Origin of the sequence: Pedobacter alluvionis (assembly GCF_003664035.1) — a bacterium.
Classification (GTDB): Bacteria; Bacteroidota; Bacteroidia; order Sphingobacteriales; family Sphingobacteriaceae; genus Pedobacter; species Pedobacter alluvionis.
On the sequence record NZ_RCCK01000010.1, the window covers coordinates 1,209,196 to 1,225,724 of the forward strand.

A 16,529-nucleotide genomic window follows, 5' to 3' on the forward strand; every position below is an offset into this window, starting at 1 on the left:
AATTTTAGGAGGAGTTATTATGGTAGTGGATTAAACCTTACAGGCCGAAATGAGGTTTTCTATTTTCTTTTGGATAATTGAGATTGTTTTTTCATCATTTAAATTTCCATCCGCATCGAATTTATTTTGAGCCTGGGCAATTAAAACTTCTGGCTGTAAAACCGGATTCATATTCAGGAATGTAAAAACAGGCAAAAATGCCATTTGCATTCTAACGGTTCCCCACATACCTTGGGTAGCACCCATTACCGCAACAGGTTTATGCATCAAAGGCGAATCTTTGCCACGGCTTGCCCAATCAATGGCATTTTTTAATCCACCTGGAATAGAATAATTATATTCAGGAGAAACAATGATAAAAGCATCAGCAGCGGCCAGGGCCTCCCTAAATTTCATTACGCTTGCAGGGCGTTCTTCGGTTTCTGGCAAATCATGGTCGGCGTTATAAACGGGGATGTCATCATAGGCCACAATTTCAAATTCGATACCTTCAGGGATCAATCCGCCTGCCACTTTAAGTAACATCGCATTGTAAGATCCTTTTCTTAAACTTCCACATAAACCAACAATTTTTCTGTTCTTTTCCATAGCTATTAAACCAGAACATTATCAAAATGTTTGGTTTTTGCAAGGATAATCGGTGTAGTTTAAAAATTTATAATAACTATTTTTGGCATGTAAGCTATTCGTTATGACTGAAAATACATCTACCACTTCCATTATTGAAAAAACCGTTTTTCCGATCCTTTTTGCTTTAAGTTTTTCGCATTTATTAAATGACACCATACAATCATTAATTCCTGCAATTTACCCGATCATTAAAACCAGTTATCATTTAAGTTTTTCGCAGATCGGGTTAATTACTTTAACTTTTCAGTTAGCCGCATCGCTGTTACAGCCTTTTGTGGGTTTATATACGGATAAAAAGCCTCAACCGTATTCTCTTGCAATAGGGATGGGATTTACCCTGATCGGTTTAGTTTCGCTTTCCCAATCTACTCATTTTTATACCATATTAATTTCAGTTTGTTTTATTGGGATAGGTTCTTCTATATTTCATCCGGAAGCCTCCAGGATGGCGCATGCCGCATCTGGAGGAAAGAGGGGATTGGCACAATCTGTTTTCCAGTTGGGAGGTAATGCCGGTAGTTCTTTAGGTCCACTATTGGCCGCCTGGATTATTGTTCCTTATGGGCAGTTCAGCGTGATCTGGTTTTCGGTAATTGCACTTTTAGCTATTATCATTCTAACCTATGTTGGCAATTGGTACAAAGGATTTATGCTTTCGAGAAGTAAAAAGATCAATATTCAAACTGTTGTTAATCAGTTTTCGAGAGGGAAGGTGATCTTTTCGGTGTGCATTTTACTCTTGTTAATTTTCTCGAAATATTTCTATATGGCGAGTTTAACCAATTATTTCACCTTTTACCTCATCGATAAATTTCATGTTTCGGTGCAAACCTCACAGATTTATTTATTTGTATTCTTATTCTCGGTAGCTGCAGGAACGTTGCTTGGCGGACCCATAGGTGATAAAATTGGACGAAAATATGTGATATGGGCTTCGATATTGGGTACAGCACCATTTGCATTATTGCTGCCACATGCCAGTCTGTTCTGGGTTGGTGTGCTCATTGTTCCAATTGGGATGATTTTGGCATCGGCATTTTCGGCCATTTTGGTTTATGCGCAAGAGCTCATCCCAGGAAAGGTAGGTTTAGTTGCCGGTTTGTTTTTTGGCTTTGCCTTTGGTATGGGGGGTATCGGATCGGCCTTGTTGGGTAAATTAGCAGATTCTACCAGTATCGAACATGTATTTAATATTTGTGCGTTTCTGCCTTTGATCGGTTTGTTAACCGGATTCTTGCCGAATATTGAAACGAAGAAGAAATAGAAAAGCCCATCCATTTTTAAGGGGATGGGCCAAAGCTTTGATAGTTGAAGAGGTTAAAATAGGATATAAATCTTAAAGCCCAGGTTATTGATAAATCCCTGGCTGCTTAAATTGAATGAGGTATATTCGCTTTTGGTAAAAGCGTTATTGGCGCTAACCTCATTTTGTTCTGTTTTGCTGTAGGCAATATCTGCCGATAACAAACTTGTTTCTAATGCAAATCTTTTAGAAACAAACCAGGTGATACCTCCATATGCGCCTACAGCGTATTGGTTGGAAGTATAATTGGTTACTTGTGGGTAAGTGTTAGTAAATTCGCTGTTATTTTTACTGTGTGTATAGCTGGCTTTCCCACCTGCATAAGCAAATAAGGTTTTTACAAGCGGGAAATAGTGCTGATAACTTAGGTTACCGCCATAGCTTTTTTGCTCCTGGTTATTTATATTGTCGTTCCCATAAGTATTTTTATTTAATCCATAAGTCAAATCCAACCCAATTTTATTGTTGTCTTTAAAAAAGTAACCATAACCCAATGTGAATGAGTTGTTTTTCACTTTGTTTTCATAGTTGTTTCCAGAGAGTTTGTTGGTAGTTGAATTAACGCCAAAGCTTAAAGCGTTTGTTCCTTTTGTTTGCGCGAAACCGCATAGGGAGATACCCACAGCCATAGCTGTAACTAATAATTGTTTTTTCATTTCATTTGTGTTTTTTGTGTATTCAATAATAAAATAAAAAAATGAAAGTAACTATTTTTTTAGTTTGTTTTTGTTTAAGCTGTTGATTATCAGTGATAAAAAAAAAACACCGATCTGATTTGTTAGATCGGCGTTCGATATATTAAGAATAATGGGATTGTATTTTACTTCGAATTTGCATTCAGTATGAAATAATACAGTTCAGTAGGAGAAAAATTGAAATCGCTACCTGTTTCGCCTGTAATTGATTTGAGCTTTCCATTTTCTTCTGGAAAAATGCTTCTGTAATATTCGATTTGGGCACCGCCAATTGATTTGATCTTCCCGTTTTCTTCAGGGAAAATGCTTCTGTAATATTCGATGGAGACATTACCAATTGATTTGATTTTTCCATCTTCCTCGGGAAATATACTTCGATAATATTCGATTGATATATCCCCGATTGATTTTACTTTTCCATTTTCTTCAGGAAAGATGCTTCTGGAATATTCAATTTTTTTATCACCAATAGATTTAATTTTACCATTTTCCTCTGGAAAAATACTTTTGTAATATTCAAATTTCTTATCTCCAATCGATTTAATCTTTCCGTTTTCTTCGGGAAAAATGCTTTTGTAGTATTCAAAATTGGTATTGCCAATAGATTTGATCTTTCCGTTTTCTTCAGGGAAAATACTTTTGTAATATTTTAATTCTGTGTTTGCTGTAGTTTGTGCTTTTACACAAAATGCATAAGTTAAAAGTAGGGTTAAGCTTAAAACCTTTAAGTTTAGCCGGCTGAATATATTTTTCATGAAATCTAAGGTTAGAAGTGAATATTGATCGTGAAAGTAGGTGTAAAGTTATCAAGTGCAAATCGCAAGTTGTTTTTCTTATCAAAGTTGTACAGCGATTCTTCGGCATAATAATTTTGATGGAAAAAACTTAAAATAGGAAACGAAAACTCGATACTCGAATCGTTGGAAAGCATATAAGCAAAACCTGGACTTAAACTTGCCCCAAAGCCTTTTGCACGCGCATCGGTACGGATAAGATAACCTTCATCGTCAATTCTATTGAATGTGTTAATTTGGAGCAGCAAATTAGCCTGTGCAAAAAACTTAAACCGATTTTTAACATCCACATATTTCCGTATGAAAGGAGATATGCCGAAGCTAAATTCTTTTGGACCAAAGCGGTCTTCGTATCTTCCATCTTCTTCGTCCCAGGAAATATAACTTTCGCTGCGTAGTTTGGAAAGATTTAAGGGAAGCTCTAAACCTACAGCAAAATTATTGGCAAAAAAATAGCCTCCCCTTGGTGTAGCGGTAAAAGTGTTTAGGGTTTGTGATGTGTTGTTTTGTTTTGAAGTTCCAAAACTTAGACTGATTCCGGCAAAGCCGGTTCCTTTTTCAGTTTGGGCATAGCTGCGCCAACTGACGGCGCATAACAGCGCCATGATGATTAATTTAGGTTTCATTTTATTTGTGTTTTTGTGTGTAATCAATAATAATCATTATTGAGACAAAATGCAAGAAAATGAACTATCATGTTAGTTACTTTTTAAATAAAAAATCCCACAGATTTAGCTGCGGGATAATATGCGTTAATGTGGTAAATAAGTAACGAATTCTTGCGGGATCCAGGTTTTATAGTGATGCATTTCTGCTTTTGCTTTTTCGCTCAACGGTATTTTCCATATTTCGAAAAACGACGATAAATTAGTATTGGTAGTTTTGCAGATGGTTGTATACCAGAGGTCTATCCGTTGTTGGTTGTCTAACCTATTTTGATAATACTTTCTAGGGTCCATTTCGCGGTATATTTTATTGGCTTTGATAATAGACTCCCATCCAAAATGTTCAATAATTTGGATGTACATGCATAAAGCGGTAAAGGGGCTCTTTCCCCATTTTTCAAAAGTAGGCTTGTTTTGAAGATAATTATGGATTTTCTCCTTTACTTTATCTCTACTTGCAATTCCATCGTGATTATATAAGCCCTTTTTTAATACTTTATCATATACATATATTGTATAAAGGTTAGTGGTTACTTCACTAACTTCATCCATATCAAGACCCCAAAATTGATGGCGATGGCCTAACTCGTGGAAATGGCCCCAGCTTCCTTTCTCTTTCAGTATTTTTTCGTTTAGCATCAATTCGCAACTTTCATCGTCGGGGGCCACAATTTTATCCCAAATCGTAAACATATAACCATAAGCAACCTGATTATCAATGATTATTCTTTCGGGATGTGTTCTGGTTTGACTAATAACGGCTAAATCGGCATCTGCATCCATTATTTGGTTCCATAATTTTAATAACGACTCAGGATTTTCTAAGTTTTTAATGCGATAGGTTGGTACGGTGAGTATAATTTTATCTGTAGCTAATTCTGTCCATGGCGCAGGATTATTTTTGATGCTTGCCCACTCGGTCAGATTATTTTTTTCTAGTTTGTAATAGGGAGCTTTAACCACACCATTTGCAATAATACTTATCGATTTAAGTGTAGAACTGTCTGGAATTCTAATGTACAACAATCCGCCATAAGGTGAAAAAACGGTTGTCGTATCTTTTTCCAGTTCAAATGATCTTGTTAGATCGAAACCTGATCTTACCAGGTTATCCGTATGTTTTAAATCGTCATTATGGATGCCGATTTGTGCCTTCAAATATTGGGTTTTATATTTGGGATCAATTACAACGCGAACTTTTTCGCCGGCCGGCACATAAACGCCTGTACTGTGTAACCTAAAATAGTTTGGATAAGGGTCAGCTAACCCTTGCGAACCTACTTTAACGGCAATATCAATAAACTCGGTAGTTCTTTTTGCGTTTTTAGGTACTTCGCCTGGAAAGACCTTACTTTCAGGATAAACAAAGTCTGTTGCTTTATCTACATTATGGCTTTTGTCAAAAAGATATTTTGAAAATTTATAACCTGCTTTTTTTGCTGGTGTGGAAATATCAAGTGGATTTTTGAGCGTTGGAACAGCTAATGTATCACTAATCACTAAAATGGATTTTAACTTTTTAATAATTTGACTGGTATCAGCATTGTTTGAAAAGGTAAGTTCAAGATTTGGCTCTATTCCATAAGCATACTCTGTTGGATCAATGTCTTTAAAAGCAGGGTTTGCCAACTGTTTAAAGATAGCTTTCACACTAAGATAAAAAGGAACATCTTTTAAATTCAAGGTATCGTTAATGTGATTTGCCTGAATTAAAGTATAAGCGTTAAATATCCCTGCCTTGCTGAGTAAACTGTTTATTTTAACCAGGTCGTTGAGGTAGGATTTGGTGTGGTCTCGATGTTTAAAAATACCTGGATAGGGGGAGCCATAAATGAGTTGACCGCCATCTCGTATATATTTTTCGATTTTTTGTTGTGCAGTTGTATTCTTAACATCTTCTGTTAAAAAAAATAAACTGGTATTGGGCTGAAATTTGGCGTTTTCAGTAAAATAAACTCTCGCTTTATTGGCTTTTAAGAAACTAATTAAGGCGGGGTCTGCAGATTTGGTTACAGCTACTTTAAGTTTGTTTGGTTGAGTGCTTGCATTTTCGAGTATGTTTTTTAATAGTTTTTGAACATTTTGATCGCTCAATAATTTGCTTTCAAAATATGCTGATGAGCCAATAGCAAAAATCTGTCCTTTACCTAAGGTACTGGTCATGATTATTGTAGTTAAAACTTCTACCTGTGGGGCAAGCCTGTGTGTTGCTACGATATTAGGTTCTTCATTCGTAGTATAAAACGCCGAAACAAATTTGCCTGTATCGGGCATGGGTAAAGACTTGATGTCTTTTAAAAGTGATGATTTTTGAAATTTTGCGCAGAGGCATAACTGGCGAGGAATACCAGAGTTAAGAGCAGATAGGTTTTTAGATTCATTTTCAAGAGCTTGTATATTACAATTTTAAGCATCTAAAATTGCTATAACAACATCGCGTATGTTAAAAAAAGCTAAATAACTTCTTATCTTAACTATTCAGGTTTTAAAATTATAGCAAAAAAGAACTTATATCATAAATATAAATTGTCATCTTAAGCCTGTCAGGACCTATTTAAATAATGTTTTTAGGTGTTTCGACAGGCTCAACATGACAGTATCTGGGACTGAATTGCCTTTATAATTTAACCTCTTTGATTTAAACTGTTTTAACCAGCGTTTTGGTTCAGGAATACAAATTTATGATCGAACATATCTAATTTAATTTTGCTGTCTTTATCGATCTTACCCGCCAATATCTCTTTCGACAACTCATTTAAAATTCTTTTTTGAATGACCCTTTTTAACGGTCTTGCACCAAACTGAGGATCGTAACCCAATTGTGCCAGCCAATCTAAAGCTTCATCACTGGCATCCATTTCTATACCCATTTCGGCCAATGTTTGCTGTACCTGTTTAAACTGTAAGCTTACAATATTTCTGATTTCGCTGCGGTTTAACGGGGTAAACATAATCAGCTCATCAATCCTGTTCAAAAACTCAGGACGAATGGTCTGTTTTAATACCTCAAACAATTCGTTTTTGGTTTTGGCAACTATCTCATCGCGGTTTTCGTCGCTTAAATTTTTAAAGTTATCCTGAATTAAATGTGCACCAATGTTAGAGGTCATGATGATGATGGTATTTTTAAAATTCACCGTCCTTCCTTTATTATCGGTTAAGCGACCGTCATCCAATACCTGTAACAGGATATTAAATACATCGGGGTGTGCTTTTTCAATCTCATCAAGCAATACTACAGAATATGGTTTACGTCTAACGGCCTCTGTTAACTGTCCGCCTTCATCGTAACCAACATAACCTGGAGGCGCCCCGATTAAACGCGACACGGCATGGCGCTCCTGGTATTCACTCATATCGATACGGGTGAGTGCATTTTCATCGTTGAATAAAAATTCGGCAAGGGCTTTTGCAAGTTCCGTTTTACCAACACCGGTAGTGCCTAAAAAGATGAAAGAGCCGATTGGTTTGCGTTTATCCTGCAAGCCCGCACGCGAGCGGCGGATGGCATCAGAAATGGCTTCAATTGCTTCGTCCTGACCAGCCACGCGCTGGTGTAACTCTTCTTCTAAGTGAAGCAATTTTTCGCGCTCACTGGCAATCAGTTTCGTAACCGGAATCCCGGTCCAACGGCCAACTACGCCTGCAATATCATCGGCTGTAACTTCTTCCTTAAGCATACGGCTATCGCTTTGCTGGCTTTCCAAATCGGCTTTAAGCTTTTCAACTTTATCCTGGGCTTCTTTAATTTTTCCATAACGGATTTCGGCCACTTTACCGTAATCGCCTGCACGTTCTGCCTGTTCGGCTTCTAACTTATAGTGCTCAATCTGCTCTAACTCGTTGTTTACCGCATCTACCAGATCTTTCTCGCCTTGCCATTTGGCTTTAAATTCATCACGCTCGGCTGAAAGGTTTGCAATTTCTTCTGAAAGTTCTTTAACCTTTCTATCGTCTTTTTCGCGTTTAATCGCTTCGCGTTCAATTTCTAAACGCATAATTTCACGGTCTAAAGCATCCACATGTTCTGGTACGCTGTCCATCTCCATTCGCAATTTAGATGCAGCCTCATCCATTAAATCGATGGCCTTATCTGGCAAGAAACGATCAGAGATATACCGCTGACTCATTTCTACAGCAGCGATAATGGCTTCATCTTTAATCCTTACTTTATGGTGGGTTTCGTACCGTTCTTTTAATCCACGGAGGATAGAAATGGCGTCCTGGGTGTCAGGTTCTTCCACCATTACCTTTTGGAAACGACGCTCCAGGGCTTTATCTTTTTCTAAATATTTCTGGTATTCATCTAAAGTTGTGGCACCAATGGCACGCAGCTCTCCACGGGCAAGGGCAGGTTTCAAAATATTCGCTGCATCCATTGCACCTTCACCGCCACCAGCACCCACTAAAGTGTGGATCTCATCAATAAACAGTACGATTTCACCGTCGCTTTGCGTAACTTCTTTAACTACAGCTTTTAAACGCTCTTCGAATTCGCCTTTATATTTTGCACCCGCAATAAGCGAACCCATATCAAGAGAATACACCACTTTGCTTTTTAAGTTCTCAGGCACATCACCTTTAATAATCCTAAAGGCAATTCCTTCGGCAATGGCAGTTTTACCCACACCTGGTTCACCAATTAAAATCGGATTGTTTTTGGTCCTTCGTGATAAAATCTGGATCACCCGACGGATTTCTTCATCGCGGCCAATTACCGGATCCAGTTTTCCACTTTCGGCATACTCGTTTAAATTCCTTGCATATTTGCTCAGAGCCTGATAAGTGGCTTCGGCATTCTGATCGGTTACCCGGTTATCACCACGTAATTCTACAATGGCTTTTTTAAGGTCTTTTTCATTAACGCCTTGCTCTTTTAATAATTTTGAGGTGCTATCGTTAACGGCTAAAATGCCTAATAATAAATGTTCTACAGACACAAATTCATCTTTAAACTCTTTTAAAAACGTCTGCGCTTTCTGTAAAACGCTATTTGCATTAGATGACAGATAGACATTACTTCCACTCACTTTCGGGAATTTAGCAATCTCTGCATCTAAGTTTTGATTTAGTGAATTAAGGTTAACGTTCAGTTTCTTTAAAACATAAGAAACTACATTTTCATCAACAGTGAGCAAACCTTTAAGCAGGTGTGCCGTTTCAATAGCCTGTTGCTGATTGCCCTGGGCTATTTCAGAAGCCTGTTGAATTGCTTCCTGGGCTTTTATGGTAAAATTGTTGAAGTTCATATTTCATTTTAGGTCAAAACAAATGCCATATCTGTTTTGATTTTACAATCGGAAATTTTGTCGGTAAGCTTTTGTTTTAAGTGACTAAATTGCTGGTTTTTAGTATTTTATGCTGAAATTTTGTCGTGCTTTCGCTTGCTGTCATTCTGAGCGCAGTGAAGAATCTTTAATAGATTGGTTTGTAGTGAGAATTGCCAACTGCCAATTGATTTGGGCGTTACCCAAGCTGCGCAAGGGCCCAGGCTTTTCAGGGCTCCGCTGTGCTCCGGTACCGATGAAGGATCGGTACTTAACCCTTACAATCCCTAACGCGGAATCATTGGTGTCATTCTGAACGCAGTGAAGAATCTTTATCCACAATGTAAAGACTTGAAGCAATATTAATCGATGAATCAGTAATCTATCGCTTAAAGATCCTTCGTGCCTCAGGATGACAGACATCCATAGAAATATCGGGGCCTTTCAGGGTTTCACTCCGGTACCAATGAAGGATCGGTACTTAACCCTTACAATCCCTAATGCAGAATCATTGGTGTCATTCTGAACGCAGTGAAGAATCTCTGTCCACAATACATGGACTTTGAAAGCAATATTAATCGATGAATCAGTAATCTATCACTTAAAGATCCTTCGTGCCTCAGGATGACAGCATTAAAAGAATAAAACCATTAAGAACCACCGAGATCCGAAACTATTTTCGGGCTTTATGTTCAATGATGTACTTACCAGCTGCTAAATCTATCTTCCCAATGTTGTTTATCTTACCATTTACATAAATACCCATGTCACGCGTAAGCGGTAGGTTAATGGTTGCAGTAGAGTTGGCCGGAATGGTGATATCATATCTAATTCCATCATTAGTTCTTTTCCAGGCGCTTATAATCTTTCCATAAGGACCAATATGACTGGCTTCGAAATTATCCAGGCCTTCCATGATATGTGGATCTAAAATGATATGTTTAAAACCAGGCTGTTTTTCATCAGGTTTGATACCACCCGGTGATTTATATAACCAGGCACCGATTTCGCCAAACATGATGTGGTTCATAGAAATGTCTGATTTTGCATCTATTGGCCAGTTCTCGTATAAAGTGGTGGCTCCATTTTCCATCCACCAACCCCAGCTTGGATAGGTTTTTTGTGCCGCAATTTTATAGGCAATATCGCTGTAACCATTTTCGCTTAACGCATTTAAAATGGCTTTCGTGCCTAATAATCCAACATCCAGGTGGAAACCATCGGCTTCAACACGTTTCGCTAAATTTTCGGCAACCAAAGCAACAGATTCTTCAGGAACAATTTTCCAATATAACGGAACACTCATTTCGGTTTGGATACCAGTGTTGTAAATCCCTTTTTCTTTATTCAGGTACTTTGCATTAAAAGCATCTTTTATTTTTTTAGCAAGTGCTGTATATTTAATGTGATCATCATTTTTACCTAAAATCTTGGCGGCTTTAGCCAATATCACTACATCGGCATAATAATAACAGGTGGAAGTGAGTTCTACAGGAGATTTAGATTTTACCGGGATCCAATCGCCCAAACCCCAGGTGGTTAAACCTGTTGGGTAGGTTTCATCAATATGGTTCACGTATTTTCTGATATTTTCGTAACAGTCGCCAAGTAGTTTTTTGTCTCCATAAAACAGGTAAACGTTCCATGGAATAATGGCAATGGTACTGGTCCAGTCTGGTCCGTTGCCCCATTCGTAACCCCAGCCATCTGTAGGGATTATGGATGGTAGTACACCATTTGGCTGTTGTTCATCCCTGTGATCGGCAAGCCATTTTTCGTAAATGGTAATGCCGTCAAAACCATAAAGACCTGTTTCTATGGCAATCTGGGCATCGCCCGTCCATCCATTTTTTTCTCTCTGTGGACAATCTGTGGGGTAGCCAAAGAGATTAGATAAGTAAGAATTATTGGTGGCATAGTAGATTTTATTAATGATCGGCTCCGAAGATTTAACATCACCAACAACCGGTACATCACTATGCATAAAATAACCTGTGAGATTTTCTTTTTTCAATTCAATGGGGGCAGAGCTGCTTACTTCTACATATTGAAAACCCTTATAGTTAAAATGCGGCATAAAACTTTGTGCACCTTTTCCGTTTAAAATCAGGATATCCGTTTGGAAAGGATCAGTATTATCAGTCGGACGGTAATGGGCATCTATATTGGAAATATCCACATGTCCGTTAGGATATAAACGCTCGCCGTGTTTTAATTTTATAACAGTTCCTGCCGCACCGCTAACTGTTATTTTACTTACACCCGAAATATTCCTCCCCAAATCAAAAAGGTAGGTGGTATCATTAAACTTTCTTAAACTTTTGCTGGCTATTTCTTCAACATTGCGGATAGGATGCATGGCCTGTGCAACAACGTTTTTAGATGGTACTGAACGGTAAATCACATTTTTCCAATCTGTATCATCAAAATCTGCGGTGTTCCAGCCTGTTTTTTCTAAACGTGCGTCGTAATGCTCGGCGGTATAAATACTATTAAAAATAATTGGGCTTAAAGCTGTTTTCCATTCTTTACCCGATTTAACGATTTCCGTTGTGCCATCTTCGTAAGTAATGCGTACATCAAGACAAAAAGCTGGCCTGTTGCGCCAAGGCGCGTGGTCGAAATCCCATACTGCGGTTGACTGGTGATTGTACCATCCATTGCCCAGCAGTACGCCAATCGCATTTTTGCCTAAAGTAATGGCATTCGTTACATCGTAGGTAACATACAAAGTACGCCTATCAAAGCGGGTGTACATTGGGTCCATACGGTGATTGCCTATTTTTTTGCCATTTATAGAAAGCTCGTATAAGCCAGCAGCAGCAATGTATGCTCTGGCTGACTTGATTTTTTTAATTGCGGTAAAGGTATTCCGGAAATAGGGTGCAGGCTTAAGTTTTGTATTTTCGTTATCCGAAATCCACGCACCACGCCAGTTTTCCATTTTCATCATGCCCGTTTCAAAGCTGGCGATATGTACTTTGTTTGGTTTTCTTTGACTTCCATCCGCAATATCAATCCTCCAATAATATTTGGTAAAAGGTTTTAGTAGTTGGCCCGAATAAATAACCAGATTATCATCTGATTTAACCCAGCCCGTATTCCAAAGTTTTGCCGAGGCATTAACAAGTGTGGCAGAATCGGTATCTAAAAGAATGCGGTAGGCTGTTTGTCTGGCTCCCTGGCTGGCATCGTTCATTTGCCATGTAAAACGCGGATTTGGATTGTCCAAGCCGATCGGGTTTACCAGATATTCGGTTTTTAAAGCGGTAAGCGATTGAGCAAATGTTTTGGAAAAAGGGGCAAGGGCAAAAACTAAAGCAGTTACCAGTAGAAATCTGAGTTTCATAGTTTAAAGGTTATTCAAAAACTAAGGTATTAAAATAATGTGCTGATAGGAGAACGCAATGGAATTTTTACGCATAAAAAAAGACGAGGTTCAACTCGTCTCATTTATCTGTGTAATCAAGGAAATCTGTGGTAATCAAATACTATCCTAAGATTTCTTTCAATTTTTCCGTTTGGTGATCGGCCAGCTTTTGTAGTGGACCTGATGCCAGCATTTTCATCATCATGTTTAAATCAGCTGAAATAATGTGTTTTGCTGTCGTTGTTCTGTTTCCGTTATCTGCTACAGTCCACTTTAATTCTACATCAAAAGGTGCTTTTTCACTCGGAATCGCTATTATTTCCTGGTTTTCAATCCGGCTCGAAATTTTGATGGCCAATTTTGCCATATTCTGGATGGTAAACCGTGCATCATCCTCAGTAGATTCCCAGTTGTAAATGTTTTCCGGCATCAATTGCTGATGATTATTCATATTGGATAGAAAAGTATAAACCTCAGCAACTGGTTTATTAACTTCTACTGTGCTTTCGATAACAGTCATTATATATTTGTATAGATTTTTTTTTTGCTCGAAACTTAGGACTCTGAACTCAAAACTCGGCCTTGTCCCCATTCTGAAGGATTTAAACGCCATTTGCTTAATAATTCCATATCACTCTTGGCAATTATGCTATGTTCGGCAGCATAATCGATTAAAGCGCCATAGCTTGATAAGGTTAGGTAACGACATTTTGCTGCTGCGAAATTTTCATCTGCTTTTTCGAAACCGTAAGTGAAAATTGCTGCTAAACCAGCAACCGATAAACCTGCAGCTCTCAGTGCTTCAACAGCCTGTAAACTACTTTTTCCGGTTGAAATTAAATCTTCGATAACCACCACCCGTTGGCCTTCAACCACTTCGCCTTCAATTAAACTTCCGGTACCATGTTCTTTAGCTTTTGCTCTAACATAGATAAATGGTAAACCCAGTTCTTGAGCCACTAAAACACCTTGAGGAATTCCAGCTGTTGCAACACCTGCAATAACATCTACCGAACCAAATTCTTCTTGTATGGCCTGTGCAAGTTTCTGGCGGATATAAGTTCTAACCTGAGGATGGGAAAGAGTAATTCTGTTGTCGCAATAAATCGGCGATTTCCAACCAGATGCCCAGGTAAAAGGATTATTTGGTTGTAATTTGATTGCTTTTATCTGTAATAAAAATTCCGCTACCTTTAATTCAATATCACTTTTATTATACATGGCTCAAAATTACAGATTTATTTGTGTTTGTCATAACGTTTATTAAGTCACTTTGTTTTTAGTGAGGGAAGAATATCTGGTTTTGAATTAACAACGACTTCCTAATGCTACAAATATCGGAAATTTTGATGGATGGTAAAAGTTATATTTTGCCATCACTTACTAATCAACACTTTAAATTCTTAGCTTTTTTAAAAACGCCAAATAAAGGTGACTGGTACATTTACTACTCTATTTGGGATTTTATTGAAGGTAAATGGAAGCCAGTCAAATTTTATACAAAACAATTAAATAATGCTGCAGCACTGCAGTTACCGTTAAAAAAAAGAACAGCAATGCGTTACTCTATAGGGTAATGATCAATCAAGCATTCAATGGTTACATCCAAAAAAGAGATGGTGAATTTCATAGGTTGGATGGAAGTGATATACACGATCTAATCTTTGCAAGAATTTGTAAACAGTTGGAGATATAAGTTATTTTTTCATTAATATTGGATTTATCTATAATCCATATTAGAATCTAATCTTACATTAATAATGAATATATATTATATAAATCAAGAACTAAAGTATGCACGTGAGGATTTTGAAAGTTTTGTAAACTCTTTTCAAAATAAAGTAAATTTCAATCCTTTAGATCCTGAAAGCTACAAATATTGGAATACATTTATTGATCATGTTTGTAATAGTTTCAATAAGGTTGAAAACCTAAACAAGACATCCAAAGGAGAATTTAGAAAGGTTGTCGGCGAAGCTATTAATCTTAAGAGAACTGATCCATTGTTGTTGTACGTTAGAGAGTGTAGAAACGCTTATCAACATTCAAATCAGGAAATGTGTACTATGGAAATTATAAGTAATATACCTGTTGATACCTTTGAATTAACAAGACTTGATACTGACGAAAATGGGAATGAATATCCAGTTGAAACTACAACTCATAATTTATATCCTTCAGCAATTTTACTGAAAACAGTGGTTAATAGAGGTGTCGCCTATATTCCTCCAGGCTATCATTTAGGTAATAGACTTAAAAAATATCGTGATCCAATAGAAGTGGGATTACTAACAATTAAATACTATGAAGGATTATATAATCAGCTAGAGAATTTATAACGTTAAGGTAAATAAACAATAATTTTCTCAACTCTAATCCACTAAGTATTTTTTATTTATAAAATTAAAGGGCTTATCTTTGATCTGAAGATTAGATTTAATTTTCTAGTTTAGCGAAAGATAAAATATAAGGATTTTTGTAGAAAATTTGTAGAAAATCCAAATAAAAATCCCTTTCAGATTGATTCTAGAGGGGTATATTTTTTCTACAGAAATAAAAAAAACCACTTTAAATACATTTTGAAATGGATGGCTCAAAATTACAGATTTATTTGTGTTTGTCATAACGTTTATTAAGTCACTTTGTTTTTAGTGAGGGAAGAATATCTGGATTTGAATTAACAACGACTTCCTAATGCTACAAATATTGGAAATTTTGATGGATGGTAAAAGCTATTTATTGTCACTTCCTGTAAATCAGCACGATAAAGAATAGCTGACTTTGAAAATAGATTATGAATAACTTACGATATGCTTAAAGTGTGTGCAGTGTAACAATCGATCGACTGGGCAGTCCTCACAACTCTATTTCAATAAATAATGATATTAAACGGGAAAACACCTGGTTAGTCCACCCAGCGCACTAATGTTTACCCCATCTTTTTTATAAAGATGATGCTGTTAAATAAATAGGTAAGCATTGTTGTTCTGATCAGTACCTTCGTCATCTTAATCTGTTACTGAATACACTGATAGCCCTTTTGACTCGAAATTGGTTAAATCTGTCCCATTGTAATTGGTAACTAAAATATTCACGAGTGATAAATCATTAAATTTTAAATACGATGTTTTTCCTATTTTGCTGGCATCACAAAGCATATAAACGCAATCGCTTTGCGATGCCATAGCCAAAGTATTCGAAGCTTCTTGCTCACTACCTGCATACAATCCTTCAGCAGTAATCCCATCTACACCTAAAAAGGCTTTAGAAGCATGGTATCTGGCAATATGTTCCTTTGCCATAGTTCCATGAACGGCCTGTCTGGCTGTATCAACCTCACCTCCAATAAGGTTTACGGCTACCGCGCTGTGCTGCAACTCATTTACTACCGGTAGCGAATTGGTAATTACCTTTATTTTTTTGTTTTTGATAAACTGGCATAACCTAAAGGCCGTGCTCCCGCAGTCGATGAATATAACATCGTTATCCATAATGTCTGCTGCAGCTCTTCTACAGATCGCATCTTTGGCTTTTAAATTTACTGCCGCTTTATTTGCAAATGAAACCGGCTTAATCACTTCACTTATTTTCATGGCACCACCATGTGTACGGTAGAGGAGCCCGTTAGCAGCCATAGTGGTCAGGTCTCTTCTTACGGTAACTTCAGAAACACCAATTTTAGAGCTTAACTGCCGAATCTCAACTTCGCCAAAAGCTTCTAAAAGTTCAAGAATTTTATGCGCTCTTTTTTGAAATGTCATATATAATGATTTAATTCGATCAAATTTAATCATAATCAATCAAA

Annotated in this window: 13 protein-coding genes; 3 read left to right on the forward strand and 10 right to left on the reverse strand. The window is 37.2% G+C overall.

Annotated elements, in window-relative coordinates; genetic code table 11:
* Positions 1-30 precede the first annotated feature (30 nt).
* Positions 31-588 (reverse strand): NADPH-dependent FMN reductase, encoded by a 558-nt coding sequence (locus tag BCL90_RS05385; RefSeq protein ID WP_121282974.1) that lies wholly within the window; start codon positions 586-588, stop codon positions 31-33.
* Between the two features lie 103 nt (positions 589-691).
* On the opposite strand from BCL90_RS05385, the gene BCL90_RS05390 reads away from it, so the two are divergent.
* The gene (locus BCL90_RS05390; RefSeq protein WP_121282975.1) at positions 692-1,894 is read left to right on the forward strand and encodes an MFS transporter; all 1,203 of its coding nucleotides are present in this window, start codon (positions 692-694) and stop codon (positions 1,892-1,894) included.
* A 53-nt stretch (positions 1,895-1,947) separates the two neighbouring features.
* Here BCL90_RS05390 and BCL90_RS05395 read toward each other — a convergent pair whose 3' ends face one another.
* The 8 genes from BCL90_RS05395 to pyrE form a co-directional block, all read right to left on the reverse strand.
* Positions 1,948-2,589: an outer membrane beta-barrel protein gene (locus BCL90_RS05395; protein WP_121282976.1), complete on the reverse strand. Its 642-nt coding sequence runs from the start codon at positions 2,587-2,589 to the stop codon at positions 1,948-1,950.
* 164 nt (positions 2,590-2,753) lie between these two features.
* On the reverse strand, positions 2,754-3,383 hold the full coding sequence (locus tag BCL90_RS05400) for a hypothetical protein (RefSeq protein WP_121282977.1): 630 nt from the start codon (positions 3,381-3,383) through the stop codon (positions 2,754-2,756).
* An 11-nt stretch (positions 3,384-3,394) separates the two neighbouring features.
* Positions 3,395-4,048 carry an outer membrane beta-barrel protein gene (locus BCL90_RS05405; protein ID WP_134380580.1) on the reverse strand — a complete coding sequence of 218 codons (654 nt, stop codon included), beginning with the start codon at positions 4,046-4,048 and terminating at the stop codon, positions 3,395-3,397.
* A gap of 126 nt (positions 4,049-4,174) precedes the next feature.
* Positions 4,175-6,361 carry a M60 family metallopeptidase gene (locus tag BCL90_RS05410; protein ID WP_121282979.1) on the reverse strand — a complete coding sequence of 729 codons (2,187 nt, stop codon included), beginning with the start codon at positions 6,359-6,361 and terminating at the stop codon, positions 4,175-4,177.
* 374 nt (positions 6,362-6,735) lie between these two features.
* Entirely contained in the window at positions 6,736-9,336 is a 2,601-nt protein-coding gene (gene clpB / locus BCL90_RS05415) for an ATP-dependent chaperone ClpB (protein WP_121282980.1), read from the reverse strand.
* Between the two features lie 691 nt (positions 9,337-10,027).
* Positions 10,028-12,703 (reverse strand): alpha-L-rhamnosidase, encoded by a 2,676-nt coding sequence (locus BCL90_RS05420; RefSeq protein ID WP_121282981.1) that lies wholly within the window; start codon positions 12,701-12,703, stop codon positions 10,028-10,030.
* Between the two features lie 142 nt (positions 12,704-12,845).
* Positions 12,846-13,244, reverse strand: coding sequence for an SRPBCC family protein (locus BCL90_RS05425; RefSeq protein ID WP_121282982.1), 399 nt, complete (start codon positions 13,242-13,244; stop codon positions 12,846-12,848).
* Positions 13,245-13,279: 35 nt separating this feature from the next.
* A complete protein-coding gene (gene pyrE, locus BCL90_RS05430) occupies positions 13,280-13,945 on the reverse strand; it encodes an orotate phosphoribosyltransferase (RefSeq protein WP_121282983.1) in 666 nt (221 codons plus the stop codon).
* 104 nt (positions 13,946-14,049) lie between these two features.
* On the opposite strand from pyrE, the gene BCL90_RS05435 reads away from it, so the two are divergent.
* A complete protein-coding gene (locus BCL90_RS05435) occupies positions 14,050-14,301 on the forward strand; it encodes a hypothetical protein (protein ID WP_121282984.1) in 252 nt (83 codons plus the stop codon).
* Between the two features lie 183 nt (positions 14,302-14,484).
* Positions 14,485-15,063 (forward strand): hypothetical protein, encoded by a 579-nt coding sequence (locus BCL90_RS05440; protein ID WP_121282985.1) that lies wholly within the window; start codon positions 14,485-14,487, stop codon positions 15,061-15,063.
* A gap of 669 nt (positions 15,064-15,732) precedes the next feature.
* Here the strand turns inward: BCL90_RS05440 and BCL90_RS05445 are convergent.
* Complete coding sequence (locus tag BCL90_RS05445) at positions 15,733-16,485, reverse strand: DeoR/GlpR family DNA-binding transcription regulator (protein ID WP_121282986.1); 753 nt, start codon at positions 16,483-16,485, stop codon at positions 15,733-15,735.
* Positions 16,486-16,529 lie beyond the last annotated feature (44 nt).